The 22152-nt window shown below is 63.4% G+C and carries 20 protein-coding genes and 1 pseudogene; 6 read left to right on the plus strand and 15 right to left on the minus strand.

Annotation, left to right across the window (positions count from 1 at the left end; translation table 11 throughout):
- The coding region (locus IVA91_RS33730) for a hypothetical protein (protein WP_247460460.1) at positions 1–1224 on the plus strand (1224 nt) is incomplete at its 5' end.
- A 697-nt stretch (positions 1225–1921) separates the two neighbouring features.
- Here IVA91_RS33730 and IVA91_RS33735 read toward each other — a convergent pair.
- The 3 genes and pseudogenes from IVA91_RS33735 to IVA91_RS33745 form a co-directional block, all read right to left on the minus strand.
- A pseudogene (locus IVA91_RS33735) lies at positions 1922–2132 on the minus strand (SOS response-associated peptidase); the annotation flags it as partial.
- 2 nt (positions 2133–2134) lie between these two features.
- Positions 2135–3007, minus strand: a complete 873-nt coding sequence (locus IVA91_RS33740) for a GIY-YIG nuclease family protein (RefSeq protein ID WP_247460462.1) — start codon at positions 3005–3007, stop codon at positions 2135–2137.
- A 136-nt stretch (positions 3008–3143) separates the two neighbouring features.
- Complete coding sequence (locus IVA91_RS33745; protein WP_247460464.1) at positions 3144–3374, minus strand: hypothetical protein; 231 nt, start codon at positions 3372–3374, stop codon at positions 3144–3146.
- A 297-nt stretch (positions 3375–3671) separates the two neighbouring features.
- Here IVA91_RS33745 and IVA91_RS33750 point away from each other — a divergent pair, with 297 nt between their 5' ends.
- A complete protein-coding gene (locus IVA91_RS33750; RefSeq protein WP_247460466.1) occupies positions 3672–3980 on the plus strand; it encodes a hypothetical protein in 309 nt (102 codons plus the stop codon).
- A 311-nt stretch (positions 3981–4291) separates the two neighbouring features.
- Here the strand turns inward: IVA91_RS33750 and IVA91_RS33755 are convergent, their stop codons facing one another.
- From IVA91_RS33755 to IVA91_RS33785, 7 genes are all read right to left on the minus strand, one after another.
- A complete protein-coding gene (locus IVA91_RS33755; RefSeq protein WP_247460468.1) occupies positions 4292–5695 on the minus strand; it encodes an integrase family protein in 1404 nt (467 codons plus the stop codon).
- 662 nt (positions 5696–6357) lie between these two features.
- Positions 6358–7590 carry a Zn-dependent hydrolase gene (locus IVA91_RS33760; protein ID WP_247460470.1) on the minus strand — a complete coding sequence of 411 codons (1233 nt, stop codon included), beginning with the start codon at positions 7588–7590 and terminating at the stop codon, positions 6358–6360.
- The gene (locus IVA91_RS33765) at positions 7583–8368 is read right to left on the minus strand and encodes an ABC transporter ATP-binding protein (protein WP_247460472.1); all 786 of its coding nucleotides are present in this window, start codon (positions 8366–8368) and stop codon (positions 7583–7585) included. The genes IVA91_RS33760 and IVA91_RS33765 overlap by 8 nt, the downstream gene beginning before the upstream one ends.
- Positions 8365–9138, minus strand: coding sequence for an ABC transporter permease (locus IVA91_RS33770; protein ID WP_247280626.1), 774 nt, complete (start codon positions 9136–9138; stop codon positions 8365–8367). Before IVA91_RS33770 ends, IVA91_RS33765 begins: the two co-directional genes overlap by 4 nt.
- A gap of 71 nt (positions 9139–9209) precedes the next feature.
- Positions 9210–10151, minus strand: a complete 942-nt coding sequence (locus IVA91_RS33775; protein WP_247460474.1) for an ABC transporter substrate-binding protein — start codon at positions 10149–10151, stop codon at positions 9210–9212.
- A gap of 106 nt (positions 10152–10257) precedes the next feature.
- Positions 10258–10986, minus strand: coding sequence for a histidine utilization repressor (hutC, locus tag IVA91_RS33780; RefSeq protein WP_247460476.1), 729 nt, complete (start codon positions 10984–10986; stop codon positions 10258–10260).
- Complete coding sequence (locus IVA91_RS33785) at positions 10983–12341, minus strand: formimidoylglutamate deiminase (protein ID WP_247460478.1); 1359 nt, start codon at positions 12339–12341, stop codon at positions 10983–10985. The genes hutC and IVA91_RS33785 overlap by 4 nt, the downstream gene beginning before the upstream one ends.
- An 82-nt stretch (positions 12342–12423) precedes the next feature.
- On the opposite strand from IVA91_RS33785, the gene hutI reads away from it, so the two are divergent.
- Genes hutI through hutU form a run of 3 tightly spaced genes read left to right on the plus strand, consistent with a single transcriptional unit; the run spans position 12424 to position 16871 of the window.
- The gene (gene hutI / locus IVA91_RS33790; RefSeq protein WP_247460480.1) at positions 12424–13638 is read left to right on the plus strand and encodes an imidazolonepropionase; all 1215 of its coding nucleotides are present in this window, start codon (positions 12424–12426) and stop codon (positions 13636–13638) included.
- Positions 13635–15194 (plus strand): histidine ammonia-lyase, encoded by a 1560-nt coding sequence (gene hutH / locus IVA91_RS33795; protein WP_247460483.1) that lies wholly within the window; start codon positions 13635–13637, stop codon positions 15192–15194. The genes hutI and hutH overlap by 4 nt, the downstream gene beginning before the upstream one ends.
- Positions 15195–15203: 9 nt before the next feature.
- The gene (gene hutU / locus IVA91_RS33800) at positions 15204–16871 is read left to right on the plus strand and encodes a urocanate hydratase (RefSeq protein ID WP_247280467.1); all 1668 of its coding nucleotides are present in this window, start codon (positions 15204–15206) and stop codon (positions 16869–16871) included.
- 100 nt (positions 16872–16971) lie between these two features.
- Here hutU and blaBJP read toward each other — a convergent pair whose 3' ends face one another.
- The 4 genes from blaBJP to IVA91_RS33820 form a co-directional block, all read right to left on the minus strand.
- Complete coding sequence (blaBJP, locus tag IVA91_RS33805; protein WP_247280468.1) at positions 16972–17856, minus strand: BJP family subclass B3 metallo-beta-lactamase; 885 nt, start codon at positions 17854–17856, stop codon at positions 16972–16974.
- A 171-nt stretch (positions 17857–18027) separates the two neighbouring features.
- Positions 18028–18303 carry a Plug domain-containing protein gene (locus tag IVA91_RS33810; RefSeq protein WP_247280469.1) on the minus strand — a complete coding sequence of 92 codons (276 nt, stop codon included), beginning with the start codon at positions 18301–18303 and terminating at the stop codon, positions 18028–18030.
- A gap of 61 nt (positions 18304–18364) precedes the next feature.
- Positions 18365–19504 carry a hypothetical protein gene (locus IVA91_RS33815; RefSeq protein WP_247460484.1) on the minus strand — a complete coding sequence of 380 codons (1140 nt, stop codon included), beginning with the start codon at positions 19502–19504 and terminating at the stop codon, positions 18365–18367.
- Positions 19505–19821: 317 nt separating this feature from the next.
- Entirely contained in the window at positions 19822–20118 is a 297-nt protein-coding gene (locus tag IVA91_RS33820; protein ID WP_247280471.1) for a hypothetical protein, read from the minus strand.
- Positions 20119–20295: 177 nt separating this feature from the next.
- Between IVA91_RS33820 and IVA91_RS33825 the strand changes: the two genes are divergently transcribed.
- Positions 20296–21105: a substrate-binding domain-containing protein gene (locus IVA91_RS33825; RefSeq protein WP_247280472.1), complete on the plus strand. Its 810-nt coding sequence runs from the start codon at positions 20296–20298 to the stop codon at positions 21103–21105.
- On the opposite strand, the gene IVA91_RS33830 is transcribed toward IVA91_RS33825, so the two are convergent.
- Positions 21079–21777, minus strand: coding sequence for an ABC transporter permease (locus tag IVA91_RS33830; RefSeq protein WP_247280473.1), 699 nt, complete (start codon positions 21775–21777; stop codon positions 21079–21081). The two genes, IVA91_RS33825 and IVA91_RS33830, sit on opposite strands and share 27 nt — an antisense overlap.
- Positions 21778–22152 lie beyond the last annotated feature (375 nt).

Here is a 22152-nt window from a genome sequence, read left to right on the forward strand (position 1 = left end):
CGGTTTTGGTCCACGGCATGGTGTCCTCCCTCGAATCTTTGCAAATCCGAAGGAATCACAAGCCGGCCAAAACCGCTCACCCTTTTTCGGTCAGGCTCTGAGAATGGGTTGGGCTATGGCGGAAGCAGCCGATCTGGTGGCTCCCGGCCTGAGGGCATTCGCGAAGCGCTCCTCCGCACGAGTAAGGAGATCATTACACTAGGCGCAAGCGATCCCGAGATGATCTCGTTAATGGGATTTTTCGAAGAGGACGTAGGCCCCGATACGATCAGCGATATGACCACGACGGTCATACTTGAGGACTTAGCGGCGATTACGGAGGACTTCTGCACGGCGAATGGAGTGCCGCTGTTTTCGTTCGAGATCGGCATGGGTCACATGCTGCCGAAGTTCGTTAGCAGGAATGGTCGCGAGGTGCCCATTGTCCTTATTCCTATGGACATTGTGCGCGAGCTACCCATTGCCAATGATTGGGAGCGCGCCGCGATGGAAAACGCGCGCATCCGTGACCGCGTAAACCGGTTTTTGGGCAGCATTGCCAGGCCCACGGTAGCGGATCGAAAAGATGCGCTTCGTTACGCGGCGATGGGATCGCAAGCCGATTTCGACTTCTTCTTGGCGGCTGTCAAAGCGAATGTCGGCAACTATGATCCGAACTTGGACGCACTCGGTTACTATCGCCTCAAAGCGATCATCGGGAACGGATTTGCTGATCTCAAGCAGGCAACCTCCTACGATTTGAAGCTTCCGCGCGTAGTGAAAGATACCATCACCCAATTCAAGCGGCACGTGGAAGCAGGCAATTTATGGGAGGAGCTTTGGGTCGGAAGCAAACCGAAGAAAGAGCGCGCCTCACAGCTTATCTACTATGCGATCGCAGACGCATTTTGCAAAGCGAACGATTTGGATATTTCGCCCGAAGCCAACATGGGTGGAGGACCGATCGATTTCAAATTCTCAAGTGGTTATCAGGCCCGCGTGTTGGTCGAGATGAAACGATCAGGCGGCACCGTCGTTCACGGCTATGAGAGGCAGTTGGAATTCTATAAGGCTGCCTCACAAACCGAATTTGGTCTGTTTGTGATCATCGACTACGGTGATCTTGGCAATAAGCTGAATGAGGTCAAACGCATTCGAGATGAACGTCTCAAGAATGGCGAGCGGGCCTCAGAAATCATCGTAATCGACGCCACTCGGAAGGCTTCGGCAAGCAAGAGAAAATGATGCAGGGCGCGGCCTACGCCGCCGCCTTATCTTCCTTGTCCGCGCCGCGCATTACGATCCTAAGCGCATCATCCGACAATGGTCGCTGCAACATCTTCGGCTCATCCCCGCGCGCATTCCCTTGCGGTCCTAGGGCAGCAGTCCAAGGAAAGCTGCCGCTCTAGACATTCTCGCTGCTAGGTTCCCTGAGCGCTGCGTTTCGTAGACCCCACAATACCAGGATGGTGGCTGTAAGTATCGACAGCCCAACTGAAACAAAGCCCACGGTTACGACGGCTTCTTGCCACGGCTGTGCGCTGTGACCGGTCGCCGTGATGGGGGACATCGCGGCCGTACCCCATATCGCGGCCAAGGTTGTCACAGCCCAATTGGCGTACGTGCCATACAACACTGTCCAATATGCGACGGTTTTCTGCGGCGGCCCTAGTATTACTTCGGACCAAATCGCACCAAGCGCAACAAGAAACGTTCCATTCATGACGCCTTCGAGATGTGCCGCTAGGCCCATTCGGGGGTTGTTCAGATTGGTTTCGACCAAGCCCGTTAAAAGACCGACCAAAAAGAGAAACATGCCATGCAAAGCAAAGCGCGCTTGCGGTGTTCCATTGCTCTGTTCCCTCGCCCGTTCAAGGCCGGTGAGCTTAGCAACAATGGTCAGCCGAAGCGACTTACCACATGCCATGCCTTCGGGCTGGCTCCGGCGCGTGCTCCGCAAGTAATGCCGGTCTCGTGCTTGGGCCAGCCGCGTAGATGCTCTCGCGGCCAGCATCGCTGTTACGGATCACCGGAGCCGGATAGTCCGGAAACACGCCGGGCATCGGGGCGAGATTGCCGACGTACCGATTGACTACGCGAAATAGAGCGCGGATCGCCTCTTGGTTCGTGGTGACGCTGTAGAGATTGCACATGTCTAGTTGTCATTCAGGCCATAGGGTTGGCGCGTGTGCAGCCGCTCTTTCCAATTACCTTCGAGCAATTGAACTTCTTCGGGCGGCATCGTGGGGGAAACGAGTTCTAGGATGGTGAAACGAAAATTTTTGGGGTCGCGCTGCCGCAACAACTTGTTCCCGCCGTGTCCGGAAGCCCCATATTGCCGCCACCTACCCAACAGGTTTTCCGAGCCATAGGCCGAGCCGACGTAGCCCTTCGCATCCGATCTGTCGAAAATGTAGTAGATGCCCCGCCACTCCGCGAGCTTCGCCTGCCAACGCTTTGGCAAGATACTGAGTTGGTCCCACGTGAGATCCAGTTCGTTCCATTTCTGCATTGCCGCATCGAGCGCACTGTCTTCTAGGACGGCGTGAACGGATATTCTATTGCGATCGGCGCGCCGCCACCAAGATCGCTCAGGCGGCGGCCAATCCACAATTAACTTGCCCTTCCAGTCCGAATAGAAATCCATCCATTTCAGGTCGAACCACAGACAAGTCGGTCGGCCGCCAGTCATGTATCCATGCATTCCCAATTTCTTTAATTCGGCAAGAGCCGGGACCTGCCAGTATTGTGCTTGCGTAAGAGGGCGTGATCTCCCGATCTCGTACAGGCCGACGAACAACGCCTTCCCGGACCCGTGTCGAATGAATGCAGCCACATGTTTCGCTGACAAAATGGCCTTCTCGATCTTTTCGCCGTGGGTTTGTTGATAGGCGTTGAACAAGTCTGGCCGATCCGCTGCCAACAGCGGAAATACTTTGTTTAACTCCGGCTCCTTGGGACGGTGGCGAAACACGATAACGCCGCGCGGATCAATGCCCTTACCCAAAAGTAATTCGTTCAATTCCATGTGCCCGATCCTGTTCGCGTCTCGGAGTAAGGCACATTAGTTCAGCGAATATAGTTTTTCGTGCCGTGAAAATGCTCTTGAGGGCCTTTATCCACGGTGAATGGTCGTCCGTTCGTCGTAGCATTGGGACGCTCGGTCACCACGACCGTCCACCTAAGACACGGCCCTTGGCAGGCGGCGGCTGCTCTTTCTTGAGCCGGTCCCGCTCGGCGCACAGTTCGTCGATCTTGTCTAGCATTCGATCCAACAGAGCTTCCGCCGATGCGCTCGGAATTCCCGCGCGTTGAAGCTGTCGGATTTCTACTCGCTGCCGCTGCACTCGCGCTCGCATGTGCTCGATCTCGCGCCGCAAGTCATCAAGCTGCATGGCTTTCCCCCTCTGCCAAGGGCCTTTTCGATCCCCCGGAGGACAGCGGTCACCGGGTGGCCCTGCCGCGTCCGATCCCATCCCACCGTGAACGAAATGAGAACAAATGGCAAGCCGCTGGACATCGGGCCGGTGACCTTTGGGGGACGCAAAAAGCGGTAGTAACGGCCGCGGACGATCGCCAACCGCTTGGTGAGGGCAGATTTGGAGCCCCGTAAGGAAGGGCCGTCGCCTACGGCAGGAACGGTCGGAGTTCGCTCCCGTTACACCCGTTCAACCCCAACGGAGCACTCGCACATGTTGAAGATCGCTCTTGTTTTGGCCGCGACCGCAGCGGCGCTGACAACTACCCCGTTCGCCATTCCGGCCAACGCCCGAGACGCCAAGATGGCCCAAGGCGTTGATGTTCAGATCGGGCGGGACCGCGAGGACCGCTACTACAGGGACCGTGACTACAGGGCCCGCGACCGCTACGACCGCGACACGACAGTTGGCGTCGGTCCGGGAGGCGTTACCGTCGGCCCAAGACAGCGCTGCCGCACGGAGACCGTCACGGTCGAACGTGATGGCCGCATGGTTACGCGCAGGGAGCGCCGCTGCGACTAATTCCGTCCGACAGGCGGATCGCGCCCTACATGCAACGTGGCTACCGGCAAGTTTGTTGGCTTTCCGTCCATTTTGAACAATGGACGGCAAGACTGGCTCCGACCCAGCTTCGCCCATTGCCCTTGGTGTCGGGGCCAGCCCATGTGGAGGGAGACCATGGACGGTAGGAGCACGGCCCGGATCGTCGCTTTCTGAATGGCGGGTATATACTTCGTTTGCATGGCGCTCGCGGCGATCAGCATGACCTAACTGCCGCTGAGCAATCTGCGGCCATTTCGTTTTCTCTGACCTATCGGTGATGCACTGAGCGGTCAGGCGACGAGGCGCAAGTCGGCTTTCGCGGACATCGCAGGCGCAGGCTCGGCGATGATCCGCCGTAGTTCTGCGGCCCACGCCTGCAGGACTTCTCGCTTCTCTTTCACCTCGCTCTCCTCGGCGTGGACGTAGTGCTTGCCGGTGACGGGTGGCAGCTTGATGCCGTCCTCCATCGTAACGCGATGATCCAAGCAAAGCGCAATCTTCGCCATTGGCTGACCGATCCGGCGTGCCCAACTCGCCGCTGTCCGCCGCAGATAGTGCGGCGTGAACGGCTTCAACCCTAGCAACTGGCAGATGCCGGGCGTTCTCACCTTGCCCTTGCGCTTGTCGCCACGCAGCGCGTCGGCCATCGCCTTGCGGTGCATCGGCTTGTTGTCGAGCGGGCTGGCGAATACGAAATCCTTGTTGTTGCCCTTCAAGGCCTCGTTGATGATCTCCACCGCGAGGCTAGACAGCGGCTGTTGGATCACCCGCCGTTTCTTGACCCGCTTGAGTGGCACGTCGAGACGCGGCTGCTCGCCGTCGAGGTCGATCACTTCGTTGCGATGCGCGCCGAGCAGTTCGGCGGAGCGCAGCATGGTGGCTAGCTCCAACTTGAGCGCGAGCCGGGTCCTCCGGTCCCATGGCGTCATCAGGTCCTCGCGGTCGAGGCCGTGCCAGAAAATCCTGATCTCGTCCTCGCTCAGGACGCGGGTGCGCGGATGCTCCGGATCGAGCGGCTCCAGATCACTGCACGGGTTGGCGGTGATGTACTCGCGCCGCAACGCCCACCGGAACATGCCCGATGCTGCCTTGCGCATGTGACGCGCGTTGCTGACCGACGGCTTGCCGCCGTGCCGACCCGCCACGATGTCGTCCGACAACGCCTGAATGTCGCCTCGGGTGACGTCGGCTGCGATCTTCCGGCCCAGCTTCGAGCCGATGAAGCGGCGCAGATGGCTCGCGGTGTTTTCCCAGCTTTCCAGCCGGGGCCGCATGTCGCCGTCCGCCTTGCGAACCGGCGTCTGCATCCACGCGATCCGCTCCTCGATGATCTCGTCGACCGTCTTGCCCCGCTTCGCCTGCCGCTCTTTCCGGTCGCGGAAGGTCTCGGCCATCGCGTCGCCGCCCATGCCCTTGAGGCCGTAGACCTTGCTCCGGGCGTCCTCGACGGTGAAGGTCTCGGGGTTATAGAGGCCGAGCCAGCCGGTTCGCTGCTTGCCGGTCGCCCGATCGGTGAACTTGAAGGAAAAGGTCGCCACGCCAGCCGTGGTGATGCTGACATAGAGGCCGGGGCATTTGCGATCGTAGAATTTGATCCGCTTGGCGACGCGCTTCTGGCAGAGGCGATCGGTCAGGATCATGCTGCCGTTGCGGGCGCGCTTGCCAGCGGGGGCAGGGGTGATGGTAGTATCCATTTCGGTTTCGGCTCCTAAGGCTTGGGACCAAAGGGCTCGGCTTTGGGACTTCCAGTTTGTCGTGCGGACGCTGAAAGGCTTAGGGCCGGGCCCTAGTTTTGACGAAACCCGCCGAAGCGCCCCGAAACAGGCTAGTCGAAAAAGGCTTATTTCAAAGGGTTTTTGTAGTTTCGGCGTGTTTCACCGAAGGCCAAAATATAGACGTGTGGTCCTGGCCGTCGTTGCTACGGTCAAGCTCTTGCGGATGCGGCATTGGCGTCAACCGGCGCGGTGTCCGTGACTTCTACGAGGGCGAGGGAGGCCAGAAGGAATTCGGCTCCCAGGAGAGCGCGGCATAAGCCGTCAAACCACTGCGCAGGGAAGGCCGTGTGTTGGGCTTCACCTGTATGCCGCTGTGCAGTTTTCTGCGTGTGCCTTTCGCACAGCGGACCGTGGGTGCCAGGTCAGCACCCGGCCTTCCCTGCGCCCTCCCGGCTTTGAGGGTGGAGCGACGAAGCAAAGCTCGGGCGAAACGTGCCGCGAGAATGCGAAGACGTGTCTGCGACCACACGCGCTGTCTTCGCCCAGCCTTGAACGGGCGATCCAGTACTCCGAGACCCTTGTGGATCAATCGACAGGCTGTGGCGTACTAAATTCCCCGCTTTCGCGGGGAGAAACTCGTTCTAACCGCCGAGGATGCGCCGACAGGCATCGACGAACACCTGCGCGCCGGTGACGATGTCGGCATCGGCGGTATTCTCGGTCCAGTGGTGGCTGATGCCGCCGATCGATGGTACGAACAGCATCCCCGCGGGCATGATCGTTGCCAGCATCTGCGCATCGTGCCCGGCGCCGCTGGGCATGCGGACCGATCGCCCGCCGGCCAGGGCCTTGCTTGCGGCTTCGATCGCATCCTGAAAGCCGGCGTTCATCATGGCCGGCGCGCCGGTGCGCAGTTTCTCCACCGTGACAGTGCAGGGGCCCTTCGCATTGACCTCGTTCGCCATAGTCCGCAGCAACTGCTCCAGCCGCGCGATGACCGCCGGGTCGTCGTCGCGGATCTGGAACAGTATTTCCGCGCCGCCAGGAATGATGCTGGGTGCGCCGGGATCGAGCGTGATGCGACCGGTGGTCCACACCGTGCGCGGGCCGCAGGCATCAGGGAAACGCTCGTCGATCGCGACGCAGAATTTGGCCAGCGCCAGGCCCGCATCCTTTCGCACGGCCATGCGCGTGGTGCCGGCGTGGTTCTGCTCGCCGACGAACTTGATCCGGTATTGCCAGATGCCGACGATGGAGGTCACGACGCCGATCGCGAGGCGGCCACTTTCGAGCGTGTCGCCCTGCTCGATATGCGCCTCCAGATATCCGACGTGCCGGCCGGGCGGGGCGGTGATGCGCGGACGTCCTGCGAGCCCCATGTCGGCGAGTGCGTCGCGCATGGTGCGGCCGCTGGTGCGGTCGCGGGCAGCATCGATGTCGGCCTCGGTCACCTGACCGACATAGGAGCGTGAGCCGAGGAAATGCCCAAAATGTCCTTCCTCGTCGCACCAGGCGGCGACCTCGACCGCGCCTTCGAACGAGGGATCGGCGTTCAGGACGCGTGCCGCCTCGAGCGCATAGACGACGCCGAGCGGACCGTCGAGCCAGCCGGCGTAGTTCTGGCTCTCCAGATGCGATCCCGCCAGCAGCTTCGGTCCCGGCTTCGCGCTGGTGCCGAAGACGTTGCCGATACCGTCGATGGCAGCGTAGAGGCCGGCGTCGAGCAGCTTCCGGATCAGCCAGTCCAGCGAAAGCTTGTGTGGCTCGGAGAAGGTCGGCTTGTGCACGCCGGTCTTGTAGGCGCCGATGGCGCGTAGCGCGTTAAGGTCGGCGAGGACGCGCTTCCCGTCGGCGCGGGGCCGGGTGTCAGGCATGTTCGGCAACCTTCAGCGCCTCTGTGCGAATCTCCTCGACCAGCCGCTCCTTGAGTTGGACGAATTCCGGCGTGGTCTTGATCTTGTAGGAGCGCGGATGCGGCAGGTCCACGTAGATCTCGGCCTTGATCCGGCCCGGGCGCGCGCTCATGACGACGACGCGGCTACCGAGGAAGATCGCCTCCTCGATGTCGTGTGTCACGAACAGCACCGTCTTCTGGTCGCGCTCCCAGATTCCCAGCAGCATCTCCTGCATCAAGGCGCGGGTCTGGTTGTCCAGCGCGCCGAACGGCTCGTCGAGCAACAGGATTTTCGGATCGTTGGCGAGCGCGCGGGCGATCGCGGTGCGCTGCTGCATGCCGCCGGAGAGTTGCTTCGGCCAGTGGTTCTCGAAGCCGGACAGTCCGACCTGGCGGATGAAGGCATCGGCGATCCTGTTGCGCTCCGCCTCGGGCACGCCGCGCTCGCGCAGGCCGAAGGCGATGTTCTCGCGCACGGTCAGCCAGGGGAACAGCGTGTAGGACTGGAACACCATGCCGCGATCTGCGCCGGGGCCGGTCACCTCGCGCCCGTCAAGCGTGACGCGCCCGCTGGTCGGGCGATCGAGGCGCGCGACGATGCGGAGCAGGGTGGACTTGCCGCAGCCCGATGGGCCGAGAATCGTAACGAAATCGTTGTTGCCGATGATGAGATTGGTCGGCTCCAGCGCCTTGGTCGGCGCGTTGCCGTGCCGTGCCGGGAAGGTGCGCGAAACCTGTTCGATCTTGAGCGTCGTCATGCGAGCTTCCACGGAAACAGCCAGGCGTTGAACGCCTTGAACAGGAAGTCCGAGATCAAGCCAATCAATCCGATCACGATGATGCCGAAGATGATCTGGCCGGTGTTGAGCAGCGCCTGACTGTCGGTGATCATGTGGCCGATGCCGGAGGACGAGCCGATCAGTTCGGCGACGATGACGTACGTCCAGGCCCAGCCCAGCACCAGCCGCAGGATCTCCGCGATCTCGGGCGCGGAGGAAGGCAGCAGCACGCGGCGGATGATGCCGCGGTCGCTGGCCCCGAGCGTATACGCCGCCTCGACCAGGTCACGGCGCGTCGCGCCGACGGTCACGGCGACCATCAGAATGACCTGGAACACCGAGCCGATAAAGATGACGAGCAGCTTCTGCAACTCGCCGATGCCGGCCCACAGGATCAGGAGCGGAATGAATGCGGAGGCAGGCAAGTAGCGCGCAAAGGAGACGAACGGTTCGAGGAACGCTTCGACCGGCTTGTAGGCGCCCATGAGCACGCCAAGCGGCACCGCGATGATCGCGGCGAGGGCGAAGCCGCCGACGACGCGCCAGATCGTCATGCCGATATCGTAGACGAAGCCCTGCTTGGCCAGCAGGTCATACCCTTCCTGCACCATGGTCAGCGGGTTGGCGAGGAAGGTCTTCGAAACATGGCCGCCGAGCGTTGCCCATGACCAGAGGGCAACGAACAGCACGAAGAATGCAAGGCCGTACGCCATGCGTTGCTTCGATGTCACGGGATCCAGGGGACGCATCAAACTGTCTATCCGAATAGCCGATCATGCGCCGGTCCCGCGCTTCAGCGGAACCGGCAACTTGCAGAAGTTTACTTGATGAAGCTGGCGTCGAAGAGGTCCTCGACCTTCGGCGCGGCCTTGATGATGCCGATTTCGAGCAGGAGGTCGGCGGCCTCCTTGTTGAAAGTCAGGAAATCGCCGGCGAAGAACTTCTGGTTCGCGGCCTTGTCCTGCCAGCGCAGATATTTCGCCGAATTGCCGAACTGCTCGCCGGTCTGCTTCACATCGGCGCCCATGATCTCGTAGGCCTTGGCCTGATCCTTGGCGATCATGTCGAGCGCCTCGAAATAGCTGTCGGCGAGCGCCTTGGCGGCCTTGGGATTCTCCGTCAGGAACTTCGGCGTGCAGCCAAAAGTGTCCATGACCATCGGGTAGTCGAGCGTGGTCGCGATGATCTTGCCCTTGTCCGGCGCGGCGCGCACGGTCGAAAGATAGGGTTCATAGGTCATCGCGGCATCGTTCTGGCCGGAGACGAAGGCCTGCGCAGCCGCAGCCGGCTCGAGGTTGACGACGGTGACGTCTTTCACCGACAGGCCATTTTTCTTGAGCATCCAGGCCAGCGCGAAATAAGGCGAGGTGCCAGGCGCGGAGGCCGCGACGGTCTTGCCCTTCAGGTCCTTGATCGAGGCCAGGTCGTTGCGGACGGCCATGCCGTCGGCGCCGTAGCTCTTGTCGAGCTGGAAGATCTGCTTGGTGGCAACCCCGTTGGCGTTCCAGGAGATCCAGGTCTCGACGGTCGTTGCCGCGCACTGGACGTCGCCGGAGGCGATCGCGAGGTGACGGTCCTTCTGCGGGATTTTCTTGATGGTGACGTCGAGGCCGTTCTTCTTGAAGATGCCGGCTTCCTTCGCCAGCGTCAGCGGCGCAAAGCCCGTCCATCCGGAGATGCCGATGCCGACCTTGATGTCGGCGAGCACCGGAGTGGAGGCCGCGAGGGCAATGATTGTCACAAATACTTTCGAACTACGCATGATTGTCGTCCTCTTGCCGATCGATGGATTGACGTCGTGTTGATCCTTGTCGGTCCATTTGGACCGTTGCCCGAAGCATTGCAGGAATTGTGCCGCCATTATTCTCTCAGCCTCCCTTGAATCGTGCGACAAGGCGGTGAGAATCACCGGGATAGAGCAGGCGCACCGCGGTGATCGTGCGCGCGCTGCGCCAGGTATAGCGGTCGATCACGAGGCAGGGCGCGCCGACCGCGATGTCAAGTGCCTTCGCCGCGCGATGATCCGCAACAATGGCGCTGATGGTATGCTCGGCCTCGGTCCACGGGACATGGTGGAGCAGCCACGAGCCTGGCGGCTCGCGCGAGAAATCCGCGGTCGCAGCGTTCGGCACGGACGCAAGGTCGATCAGCCTGTCCTCGACGGCGAACGGCACGTTGTCGGCGCTATGCCGGCAGGCGATCGCGACCACCTTGCCGGACTTCTTGACGCCGAGGCGGGCGCGGTCAGCGGCGGTCGCTGTGCGCAGCTTGCGGCCGATCAGCTCGTAGCCGTAGCTGCGGCCGAGCGAGATGATCTCGGCACGGATGTCGGCGATCTTGAGCACGGCAGACTGATGCTGCGGCCGGCGCACGAAGGAGCCGGCGCGCCGCCGCCGTTCGATCAGGTCGGCTTGCGCCAGCTCCGACAGCGCCTTGTTGACCGTCATGCGCGAGCAGCCGTACCGCGCGACCAGCTCGTGCTCGAAGGGGATGCGATGCCCGGGCGGCCATTCGCCGGTCAAAATGCGCTTTTCAATATCGGCGCGGATTCGCTTGTAGAGCGTCGGCTTGTCGGCCGCATCGGTTGCGAGGCTCATGCGGCGAGCCTCCGGACCGAGGCCTTGAAGCGCTCGCGTGCGGCTTGGCGCAGCTTGTGCCGGCCACCCTCAACCACTTTGTCGCCGCCGGCCCAGACGCAATCGACCGCGCCGCCGCCGGCCGCGAAGATCCAGCCGTCGATGACGGCGTCGCGTGCGCGTCCCGCCAGCGATGGATGTGCCGTGTCGAGCGTGACGATGTCAGCGTGCGCTCCCGGCGCGAGGCCGACGGTCGTCTGCGCCAGCGCTTGTGCACCGCCCGCGAGCGCATGATCAAACAGCGTGCGTCCGGTCGAGCGCCCGGCGCCGCTGGAGAGCACGTTACGCTGGCGATGCTCGAGGCGCTGGCCATATTCGAGCTGGCGTAACTCGTCGGCGACGCCGATCAGCACGTTGGAATCGGTGCCCACACCGAACGTGCCGCCGGCATCGAGGAATTCGCGTGCCGAAAAGATGCCGTCGCCGAGGCTTGCTTCGGTGATCGGGCAGAGACCCGCGACCGCGCCGGTCTTGGCGAATGCGATGACTTCCTCATTCGTCGTGTGGGTGGCGTGGATGAGGCACCAGCTTTGATCGACCGGCGCGTGCTCCAGCAACCATTGCACAGGTCGCCGTCCCGACCATGCCAGGCAATCCTCGACTTCCTTCACCTGCTCGGCGGCGTGAATGTGCACCGGCCCGCCATCGGCAAGCGGAATGATCGACTTGAGCTCGTCAGGCGTCACCGCGCGCAGACTATGCGGCGCGATGCCGATATTGGCGCCCGGCAACCCGCTGATCGCCTTGCGCGAGGCGGCCATAAGGGCGGCGAACTGATTGACCGAGCAAATGAAGCGGCGTTGGCCTGCATGCGGCGGTGCGCCTCCAAATGAGCCGTGCGCATAAAAGCTCGGCAACAGCGTCAGCGCAATGCTTGAAGCTTCGGCAGCCTGTGCGATGCGCGCGGCCATCTCGCCGACGTCGGCGTAGGGCGAGCCGTCGCGATCATGATGGAGATAGTGAAATTCGCCGACGCGAGTGAAACCCTGCTCCAGCATCTCGATATAGAGCAGCGTTGCAACCGCCACGACGTCGTCCGGCGTCATCGCCAGCGCGAAGCGATACATCGTCTCGCGCCAGGTCCAGAAGGTGTCGGTGCTATCGCCGCGCAGCTCGGCGAGACCCGCCATGCCGCGCTGGAACGCGTGGCTGTGCAGGCTCGCCAATCCCGGAAGCGCGATTGCGTGGCGCTCGTCGCCGGCTACCGGGGCCACGCCCGGCGTCACCGCCGCGATCGCGCCGGCGGTGACGACCACCTGCACGTCATTGGCCCAGCCCGAGGGCAGGAGCGCGGAGGCGAAATGCAGTCGGGTCATGATTACACGCCGGCTGGACAGAACCGCCCCACGATCATATGTCTAGACATATAAGTCAAGCATCGCACGAAGGGGCCGTTGCATGGCAGAGCGCTTCGACCGGATCTGGCACAACGCCCGGCTCGCCACGATGCGAGCTGACCGTCCTGATCTTGGCGAGATCGAGCGGGGCGTCATCGCCACGCGCGGCGGCCGTATCGTCTATGCGGGCGCGCAGACCGATTTTCCGGCGGATGCCGATGCGGTGGAAAAGATCGATTGCGCGGGACGCTGGATCACGCCCGGTCTCGTCGATTGCCACACCCATCTGGTCTATGGGGGTAACCGCGCGCACGAGTTCGAGCTGCGCCTGAAGGGTGCGAGTTACGAGGAGATCGCGCGCGCCGGCGGCGGCATCGTCTCGACGGTGGCTGCGACGCGGCAGGCGAGCGAGGTCGAGCTCGCCGCAGGCGCGCTGCCGCGGCTCGATGCCTTGATCGCCGAGGGCGCAACCACGGTCGAGATCAAGTCCGGCTATGGTCTCGATACCGAGACCGAGATGCGTCAGCTTGCCGCCGCGCGCAGCCTCTGTGGTCGGCGGCCGGTTGCGATCCGCACCTCCTTCCTCGGCGCGCATGCACTGCCGCCGGAGGCGGAGGGCAACAAGGACGGTTACATCGATCTCGTGTGCCAAGAGATGCTGCCCGCGATCGCAAAGGCGGGCCTTGCCGATGCCGTCGATGCCTTCATGGAAGGCATCGCGTTCTCCGCCGGGCAGACCGCGCGGGTGTTCGAGACAGCGAGGGGACTTGGACTGCCGGTCAAGCTCCATGCCGACCAGCTCTCGAATCTCGGCGGTGCTGCGCTTGCCGCGAAATTCTCCGCGCTCTCGGCCGATCATCTCGAGCACACTGATGAAGCCGGCGCCGTCGCGATGGCCAAGGCCGGAACGGTAGCGGTGCTGCTGCCCGGCGCCTTCTACTTCATCCGCGAGACGCAAAAGCCGCCGGTCGAGACGTTTCGCAAGCTAGGCGTCCACATGGCGCTGGCGACCGACTGCAATCCCGGCAGCTCACCGCTGACCTCGCTGCTGCTCGCGATGAACATGGGGGCGACTCTGTTCCGGATGACAGTGGCCGAATGCCTTGCCGGCGTGACGCGCGAGGGGGCGCGGGCGCTGGGCGTGCTGGATGAGAGCGGTACGTTAGAGGCCGGTAAATGGTGCGACCTCGCGATCTGGGACATCGAGCGGCCGGCCGAGCTTGTCTACCGGATCGGCTTCAATCCGCTGCACGGGCGGGTATGGAGGGGGCAGTGACGGAGCGAGACACAGCGATCGTCGTCAGACCGGGGACGGTCAGTCTCGACGATCTCGGGCGTGTGCTCGACGGTGCGCCCGTCGTGCTCGATCCCTCGTTTTGGGCGCGCGTCGAAGCAGCGGCGGAGATCGTCGCAAGAGCCGCGCGCGCGGATGTCCCCGTCTACGGCATCAACACCGGCTTCGGGAAGCTTGCGTCGAAGCGCATTCCGCCGGATCAGACCGCGCTGCTCCAGCGCAACCTGATCGTCTCGCATTGCTGCGGCGTCGGCCCGGCGACACCCGAATCGATCGTGCGGCTGATGATGGCGCTGAAGATCGTCTCGCTCGGCCGCGGCGCCTCCGGCGTCCGCCGCGAGCTGATCGAGCAGCTGCAGGACATGTTGGCGCTGGGTGTCTATCCGCTGGTGCCGCAGCAGGGCTCCGTGGGCGCATCCGGCGATCTTGCACCACTTGCGCATATGACGGCCGTGATGATCGGCGAAGGGCAGGCGATCGTTGACGGGAAAATTGTATCTGGCGCCGAAGCGCTAAAGGCCGCCGAACTCGCGCCGCTGACGCTCGGGCCTAAGGAAGGGCTCGCGCTGATCAACGGGACGCAGTTCTCGACCGCCTACGCCATCTCGGGCGTGCTGCGCGCATTTCGCCTCGCCCGCGCCGCGCTCGTCACGGGGGCGCTGTCCGTCGATGCGGCGATGGCCTCGACGGCGCCGTTCCGCCCCGAAATCCAGGCGCTGCGCGGCCACGTCGGGCAGATCGCCGCGGCGGCGACGCTGACAGCGCTGCTCGACGGCAGCGACATCCGCCTGTCGCATCTCGAAGGTGACGAGCGCGTGCAGGACCCCTATTGCCTGCGGTGTCAGCCGCAGGTCGCGGGCGCAGTGCTCGACCTGATCACGCAGGCGGCGCGCACGCTGGTCATCGAGGCCAACGCCGTCACCGATAATCCGCTGGTACTGGTCGAGACGCGCGAGATCGTCTCCGGCGGAAATTTTCACGCCGAGCCGGTGGCCTTTGCCGCCGATGCGATTGCGCTCGCGCTGTCGGAGATCGGCGCGATCAGCGAGCGGCGCATCGCGACGCTGGTCGATCCTGCACTCAATTTCGGCCTGCCGCCGTTCCTGACGCCCGACCCCGGCATCAATTCCGGCTTCATGATCGCCGAGGTCACGGCGGCCGCGCTCTATGCCGAAAACAAGCAGCGGGCGCTCGCCTGCTCGATCGACTCGACCCCGACCAGTGCCAACCAGGAGGACCATGTCTCGATGGCCGCGCATGCCGCGCGGCGCCTGTCCGACATGGCCGACAATCTGGCCGCCATTCTCGGCATCGAGCTTCTGGTCGCCGCCCAAGGCATCACGCTTCGTGCGCCGCATGCGACCAGCGCGCCGCTCACTGCCGTCATTGCCGCGCTTCGTGAGCAAGTGCCCGCACTCGGTGCCGACCGCTACATGGCCGGCGATCTCGCCAAGGCAGCTGCACTGATCGAGGCCGGCGCATTGCCGGCCATCGCGATTACCGCACTTCCATCCGATCCGTTTCCGAGACTTGGTTAAGAGGTCCGCATGAACCGCCGACTGGACAATGACCGCACCATCCGCGCGCCCCGCGGCAGCGACATCAGCGCCAAGAGCTGGCTGACGGAAGCGCCCTTGCGCATGCTGATGAACAATCTCGATCCCGATGTGGCGGAGCGGCCGAGCGAGCTCGTCGTCTATGGCGGCATTGGCAGGGCCGCGCGCGACTGGGAGAGTTTTGATCGGATCACGGCAGCCTTGCGCAAGCTTGAAAACGACCAGACCTTGCTAATCCAGTCCGGAAAACCGGTCGGTGTCTTCCGTACCCATGCCGACGCACCGCGCGTGCTGATCGCGAACTCCAATATCGTGCCGCACTGGGCGACGCTCGATCATTTTAACGAGCTCGATCGGAAGGGCTTGATGATGTACGGCCAGATGACCGCGGGCTCCTGGATTTATATCGGCAGCCAGGGCATCGTGCAGGGCACCTACGAAACCTTTGTCGAGGTCGGCCGTCGCCACTATGGCGGCAGCCTCGCCGGCAAATGGATTCTCACCGCCGGCCTTGGCGGCATGGGCGGCGCGCAGCCGCTGGCCGCAACCATGGCCGGCGCCTCGATGCTCGCGGTCGAATGTCAGCCGAGCCGCATCGACATGCGGCTGCGCACCGGCTATCTCGATCGGCAGGCCGCAACGCTCGACGAAGCGCTTGCGATCATCGAAGAGGCGGGAAAGACCAAGAAGGCGGTCTCGGTCGGCCTGCTCGGTAATGCCGCCGAGATCTTCCCGGAGCTGGTGCGCCGCGGTGTCAAGCCCGACATCGTCACCGACCAGACCAGCGCGCACGACCCCGTCAATGGATACTTGCCGAAAGGCTGGACGCTGGCAGAGTGGGAGGCGAAGCGCGCGTCCGATCCCAAGTCGGTCGAGCGTGCCTCGAAGACGTCGATGGTCGAGCACGTCAAGGCCATGCTGGATTTCCACGCACAGGGCATTCCGACGCTCGACTACGGCAACAACATCCGCCAGATGGCGCAGGACATGGGCCTGAAGAATGCCTTCGATTTCCCGGGCTTCGTTCCCGCCTATATCCGTCCCCTGTTCTGCCGCGGCGTCGGGCCGTTCCGCTGGGCCGCACTCTCGGGCGATCCCGAGGACATCTTCAAGACGGATGCCAAGGTCAAGGCGCTGATGCCTGACGACAAGCATCTGCACAATTGGCTTGACATGGCCAAGGCGCGCATCAAGTTCCAGGGCCTGCCGGCGCGGATCTGCTGGGTCGGCCTTGGCGATCGCCATCGTCTGGGCCTTGCCTTCAACGAGATGGTGGCGCGCGGGGAATTGAAAGCGCCGATCGTGATCGGCCGCGATCACCTCGACAGCGGCTCGGTGGCAAGCCCGAACCGCGAAACCGAGGCGATGAAGGACGGGTCGGACGCGGTGTCGGATTGGCCCTTGCTCAACGCGCTGCTCAATTGCGCCAGCGGTGCGACCTGGGTCTCGTTGCATCACGGCGGCGGCGTCGGCATCGGCTATTCGCAACATGCCGGCATGGTGATCGTGGCCGACGGCACGCCGGAAGCCGCGAAGCGGATCGAGCGCGTGCTCTGGAACGATCCCGCCAGCGGCGTGATGCGCCATGCCGATGCAGGCTATGAGACCGCGATCGAGTGCGCCCACGCCAACGGCCTCGATCTGCCGAGCCTGGCCTAGCTGCGGTCAGATCGCGACCTTGGCTGCGGCTCCGTCGCGGCGCAGTCTCTGCTTCGCCGATCGCTGTGCAGGATGAGGCAAAGGCAATGCTAGACGGCCGCTATTTCTTCTCCAGTGCCGCGGTCTGTTTGGCCAGCTGCTTGTCGAAATCCTCGGAAAGGCCGGTGATGTAGGTCGCCAGCTCCCCCGGCCTGACGAACGGGTTCGGCGCACCGTCCTTCATCTGCGCGCGCTTGGCCTGCATGCCGTAGACCTCCGGATGCGGCCCGAGCAGCACGTCGATCTTCATCGCCTTGGCCTTGGCGAATGTCGCGCGATAATCATCGACGATCCCGGGATAAGTCGGTTGACCGACCAGCCTGTTCAGCGCGACCGTCCCGCTACAGAAGAACAGCACCTCGCGGTCCTCCTTGCCGTCCTTGACACTCATCTCCCAGCTCGTGCAGCCCGGCGAATGGCCGGACGTTGCATGCGCCGTCAGCGTGACGTCGCCCAGTGTGACCTTGTCGCCTTCCTTCACCGTGCGGTCAACCTTCACCGCGGGGAAGGCGAGGTCCTGGTTCTTCTCGTCGCCGGGATAGTAGCCGCCTTCGAGCAGCGGCTTGTCGCGCTCACCGGCCACGAGCTGCGCGCCGGTTTCCTTCTTGATCTCGGCAAAACCCCCGGTGTGGTCGAGATGCGCATGCGTGTTGAGGATGTATTTGATGTCTGAAACCTTGAAGCCGAGTTTGGCGATGTTGTCCTTGATCATGCCGGTTGACTGGGGCATCGCCGTGTCCATCAGGATCAGGCCCTGCGGGGTCTTGATGACGTAGACGGCGATGCCTTCGGTCCCGACATAGTAGATGTTGCCGATGAGCTGAAACGGCTCGAATGGCGCTGTCCACTTCTGCATGACCGCGGCCAGGAAATCCTTGATGGTCTGCGCCTGCGCGTCAGTTGCGAACAATGCCAGCGCGCACAGCGCGGCCGCGAGCCTCTTCATAGTCTGCCTCCCATTAGTGTTCTTGTCGTCTTGATCGAGCGCGGAAATCGTGTGGCTCGACCGGTGCGCAAGTTACGTCGTGACCGGTGTCGCGGGCAACTGCTTCGTGTCTGGAAAGTTTGATGTGCCGCGCGGCAACAGCGCCAGGCCGGCCGAAAGCTACACAAGAGCCTAGCGCCCGATCGTCACGCCGGCGGTCGCGCGCATGGCGCCCCGGAGGCTCGTCGCGTTCATGTCGTCGAGGACCTGCCGCGTCAGCACGGTGGTCTGGCCGGGCGTGTTGAGGATCGTCTCGCTGCGCGAGGACGAGAGCCGATCGGCCTTGTAGGGTGTGGCTGGACCGGCGGCGGGAGCAGCGGTATGACGCGGCCATTTCCCGGCCGCGAGAGCGGGCTGCGAGATGCAGAAGGCGGCGAGCAGGACCACAGACAATGACCTTGCGCGCATATGCGATCTCCCATGTCGGGACATCAACCTAGCACATCGCCGGCGGCCGCAGAAGAAAGGATCAGGCGAGAGCGGCCTGGCGCTCCCGCACCGGCTCGCGGGCCCGATCGTGTTTCCCAGGCTCTGCGAGCCGGGTGAAGCTGCGCTGGCTCGCATGCGCAGGCGCCTCGACGATGACGCCCTCGCAGACGATTTGTCCGCCGAGCACCTTGAATTCCAGCTTGTCGTAGCGCGGCATCGTCTCGCCGGTCGCGGGTGGCAGCAGTCCGACACTGCCCTGGATGTTGAGCGTGGCATCGCCGGTGCCGTGCAGGCGCGGATTCCACATCCTGATCCCGGTCTCGGCCCAGCGCTGCCGGATCAGCGCGGCACGATCGGTGGGCTCTGCGGGTCTAGCGCGAACTTTCCGTGCGCTGCGAATCTCCGGAGAAGCAGACACGACAGCGGGAGCCGGCTCGATATTCGTGATGGCGCCGAGCGAATAGGCAGAGGGAACCTCCGTAGCGACGGCTGTGGCGAGCGGCGGATCGTTTGCGGCGGCCGGCGCGATCTCGACGCTGCCATGTGGGGCGCTGTCGGAGCTGGTTTCAGGCACGTCCGCAGCAACGCTGATGGTATCGACGACAACGGCGGCAATTTGATCGGCGACGGCCGCGGAAGCGCTGGGCGAGGATTTGTCGCTGGTGAGAGGGGTCTCGACCTCGGCAGACGAAAGCGAAACCTTCGCTGCGACGACGGGTTCAACCGCGGCCGGGACTTCAGAGCACGACTCGCTGACGATGACGAGATCAGGAACCAAAACCGGATCGTGCTCCACGTCGGCCGATGAAGCAGAAGCGTCCTCGACGGCCGGGAATGTCGAGACCGCCTCGGCTCCTGTCAGCGTCTCCGGAGATGAAGCGTCTTCCACACCGATTCCGGTCGACGGGCTCTCCGCATCGACAGAGACAGCCGTCTCATTCTGGGCTACCGGAGCCGTGACCGCGAGGTCAGAAATGTCATGCAAAGGCTCCGCGCTGACCGCGCTGACGTCGGTGACGCGAGCCGGAGCGGCTTCCGCAATGTCGATGATGGCGGCTGGGCTATCTGCGGTCCCCGGTGCAACGTCAACGCTGCCGCTGTGCGGCGAGGGCCGAAGCCGGGTGAACGCCCAATTCACCGCAGGGATGCGGCGCAGCAACGATATCAGTCTCGAAAGCACTGGAGTTGTCCAAGAGGTACCCGGCGTGAGGCTATCGCTGATTCGCCAGCAATGTAAAAAACTGCCCCGGCCCTCGCACCGATGTCAATCGAGGCGGGACCAATTGCAGAACATCGGCGCACCAGCACAGGAGGCGGAAACCGCCAGTGCCTTTCTTTGTAATTGTGATCTCAAAGCTCGCGCTATTGCTGATTTCACTGAACAGCGCGAGCAGTCATTGGCATAGCTGTAGCAATCGGCACCAGCCGGGGCGCGGCGTAGCAGTGAACTCCCGGGGGAATCTTCAGGCTAGGCGAAGTTGCAACGTCCTCTCTTGGCTATCGCCCGGAGCCGGAGCCTGCACCGCCGCCGGAGCCAGCGCCGCCACCGGCCTGGCTGCCCATGTTATTCGTATTGGTGCCACCTGCGGATGGCTGTTGTGTGCCCTTGCTGTCGGTGGCCTCGTTCTGCATGTTCGACGAACGGCCCGTCGTCATGCCCTTGGTCGCAGGCCCCCGCGACGAGGGACCGACGTCGCCCTGGCCGGATGCGCCTGGAGCGGGTTGTGTCTGCGCGAATGCGCCCCCGGTCGCCAGCGCCATGACGCACGCGGATGTCAAAATGATCTTCTTCATCGCAGTCTCCTTGCCTTTCACCTCGAAGACAACATGCCGGTGCTGACGACGTTCCTGGACGATGGCTTGTTGGCGTCCGCCTCGGATCAATTCAATTCGCGTTGCACCCAAATTTTACGGTTCCCGTCTCGTCAGTTCGTGGCTATTCAGGAACCCCGTTGCTTGTTGAGGATACGTATGAGGAAGATCGCCGCCATCGGAGCGCTTCTGCTCTGGTCCACCATCGCATCCGCGCAGGATCGCACCATCACCGTGGCCTCGACGACGTCGACGGAACAGTCGGGGCTGTTCGGCTATTTGCTGCCACTGTTCTCGAAGGCTTCCGGGATCGACGTGAAGGTCGTTGCCGTCGGCACCGGCCAGGCGCTGGACATCGGGCGGCGCGGCGACGCCGATGTGGTGTTCGTTCATGACAGGGTTGCCGAAGACAAGTTCATGTCCGAGGGGCAGGGCGTGAAGCGCTTCGACGTCATGTACAACGACTTCGTCATCGTCGGTCCCAAGAGCGATCCGGCGCAGATCGCCGGCAGCAAGGACGTCACTGATGCACTGCGCAAGATCGCGGCGGCGAAGGCGCCGTTCATCTCGCGCGGTGACAAGTCCGGCACGCACGCGGCCGAGCTGAGGCTATGGAAGGAGGCAGGCGTCGATCTCAGTGCGGCCAAGGACGGCTGGTATCGGGAGATCGGCCAAGGCATGGGACCGGCGCTGAACATGGCGTCGTCGTCGAATGCCTACCTTGTGTCGGACCGCGGCACCTGGCTCTCGTTCAAGAACCGGGGTGAGCTCGCCATCCTGACCGAGGGCGACAAGCGGCTATTCAACCAGTATGGCGTCATGCTGGTGAATCCGGCCTTGCATCCAAACGTCAAGGTGAAGGATGGGCAGGCCTTCATCGACTGGCTCATCTCATCGAAGGGGCAGGACGCGATCGCAGGCTACAAGGTGGGCGGCGAGCAGCTATTTTTCCCCAACGCGTCCCACTAGCAGGAACGCAATGGTCGACACGGCGACGCTGAGCGCAAGCAGGATCAGTCCGAGCCCCAGTGCCAGCGGCAGGTCGCCCTTGCTGGTCTCCAGCGCGATCGCCGTTGTCATCGTGCGGGTGAAGCCCCGGATATTGCCGCCGACGATGATGATGGCGCCGACTTCCGCGATGGCGCGGCCGAAGGCCGCGAGAAAGGCGGTGAGTAGCGAGGTCCGTCCCAGCGCGAACAGGAGTGCCATGCTGCGCAGGGCCGACAGTCCGTCGATCCGCGCCAGATCGCCATACTCCGCCCACAGCAGGCTGGCCGGCCGGTGCACCAGTGCCACCACGATCGGCGTCGCGAGCAGCGTCTGCGCAATCACCATGGCAGTTGGCGTGAACAGCAAGCCGGCGGCCCCAAGCGGGCCGGACCGCGACAGCAGGAGGTAGAGCGCGAGCCCGACCACGACCGGCGGAAGACCGAGCAGGGCATTGGTCAGAATGATGATGACCTGACGTCCGCGGAAGCGTGTGATCGCAAGCAGGGCCCCGAATGGGGCACCGATCAGCAACGCGACGATGCTGGCGGTCAGGCTGACACGAACCGACAAGGCGACGATGCCGAGCAGTTCGGCGTCGATTTCGCCGATCAGCGTGAAGGCGGCAGCGATGGATTGCGCGAAATCGTTCATCCGGCCGGACGCTGTTGCGCCGGCCTGGTGCCGCTGATCCCGATCACGTCCATCGCGAACCCCTTCGTCCTCAGCAGCCTGCCTTCGGCCCGCGTCGGCGGCGGGCCGGGTCCTCCACGCACATGCTCGGATGGCAATCGCACGCTGCACTTGCCACAATCAAGAGGTCGCAATCCAGGGGTGGGGGTAAGCTCTGGATAAATATGCCTTCACTAAACCCGTCAGGGCCGCAGGGCGCGGAATCCGGCACTTCGGGCAGGAAAAGCCCAAACCCCCGGCGGCCGTGGACGGCTTTATTCCGCCCGTGGATGCTGTAAGGAGGGGTAGAGTCGGGTCGCACACGCCGCTCGGCAGTGCTAGACCCTCGTGCAGGAA

Origin of the sequence: Bradyrhizobium sp. 153, assembly GCF_023073835.1 — a bacterium.
GTDB lineage: Bacteria > Pseudomonadota > Alphaproteobacteria > Rhizobiales > Xanthobacteraceae > Bradyrhizobium.

Bases quoted from the DNA above. Each gene is read 5' to 3' on its own strand.
- IVA91_RS33740 (WP_247460462.1), bottom strand. From the start codon at position 3,007: ATGGAATTGAACGAATTACTTTTGGGTAAGGGCATTGATCCGCGCGGC.
- IVA91_RS33745 (WP_247460464.1), bottom strand. From the start codon at position 3,374: ATGCAGCTTGATGACTTGCGGCGCGAGATCGAGCACATGCGAGCGCGA.
- IVA91_RS33750 (WP_247460466.1), top strand. From the start codon at position 3,672: ATGTTGAAGATCGCTCTTGTTTTGGCCGCGACCGCAGCGGCGCTGACA.
- IVA91_RS33755 (WP_247460468.1), bottom strand. From the start codon at position 5,695: ATGGATACTACCATCACCCCTGCCCCCGCTGGCAAGCGCGCCCGCAAC.
- IVA91_RS33760 (WP_247460470.1), bottom strand. From the start codon at position 7,590: ATGCCTGACACCCGGCCCCGCGCCGACGGGAAGCGCGTCCTCGCCGAC.
- IVA91_RS33765 (WP_247460472.1), bottom strand. From the start codon at position 8,368: ATGACGACGCTCAAGATCGAACAGGTTTCGCGCACCTTCCCGGCACGG.
- IVA91_RS33770 (WP_247280626.1), bottom strand. From the start codon at position 9,138: ATGCGTCCCCTGGATCCCGTGACATCGAAGCAACGCATGGCGTACGGC.
- IVA91_RS33775 (WP_247460474.1), bottom strand. From the start codon at position 10,151: ATGCGTAGTTCGAAAGTATTTGTGACAATCATTGCCCTCGCGGCCTCC.
- hutC (WP_247460476.1), bottom strand. From the start codon at position 10,986: ATGAGCCTCGCAACCGATGCGGCCGACAAGCCGACGCTCTACAAGCGA.
- IVA91_RS33785 (WP_247460478.1), bottom strand. From the start codon at position 12,341: ATGACCCGACTGCATTTCGCCTCCGCGCTCCTGCCCTCGGGCTGGGCC.
- hutI (WP_247460480.1), top strand. From the start codon at position 12,424: ATGGCAGAGCGCTTCGACCGGATCTGGCACAACGCCCGGCTCGCCACG.
- hutU (WP_247280467.1), top strand. From the start codon at position 15,204: ATGAACCGCCGACTGGACAATGACCGCACCATCCGCGCGCCCCGCGGC.
- blaBJP (WP_247280468.1), bottom strand. From the start codon at position 17,856: ATGAAGAGGCTCGCGGCCGCGCTGTGCGCGCTGGCATTGTTCGCAACT.
- IVA91_RS33810 (WP_247280469.1), bottom strand. From the start codon at position 18,303: ATGCGCGCAAGGTCATTGTCTGTGGTCCTGCTCGCCGCCTTCTGCATC.
- IVA91_RS33820 (WP_247280471.1), bottom strand. From the start codon at position 20,118: ATGAAGAAGATCATTTTGACATCCGCGTGCGTCATGGCGCTGGCGACC.
- IVA91_RS33825 (WP_247280472.1), top strand. From the start codon at position 20,296: ATGAGGAAGATCGCCGCCATCGGAGCGCTTCTGCTCTGGTCCACCATC.
- IVA91_RS33830 (WP_247280473.1), bottom strand. From the start codon at position 21,777: ATGAACGATTTCGCGCAATCCATCGCTGCCGCCTTCACGCTGATCGGC.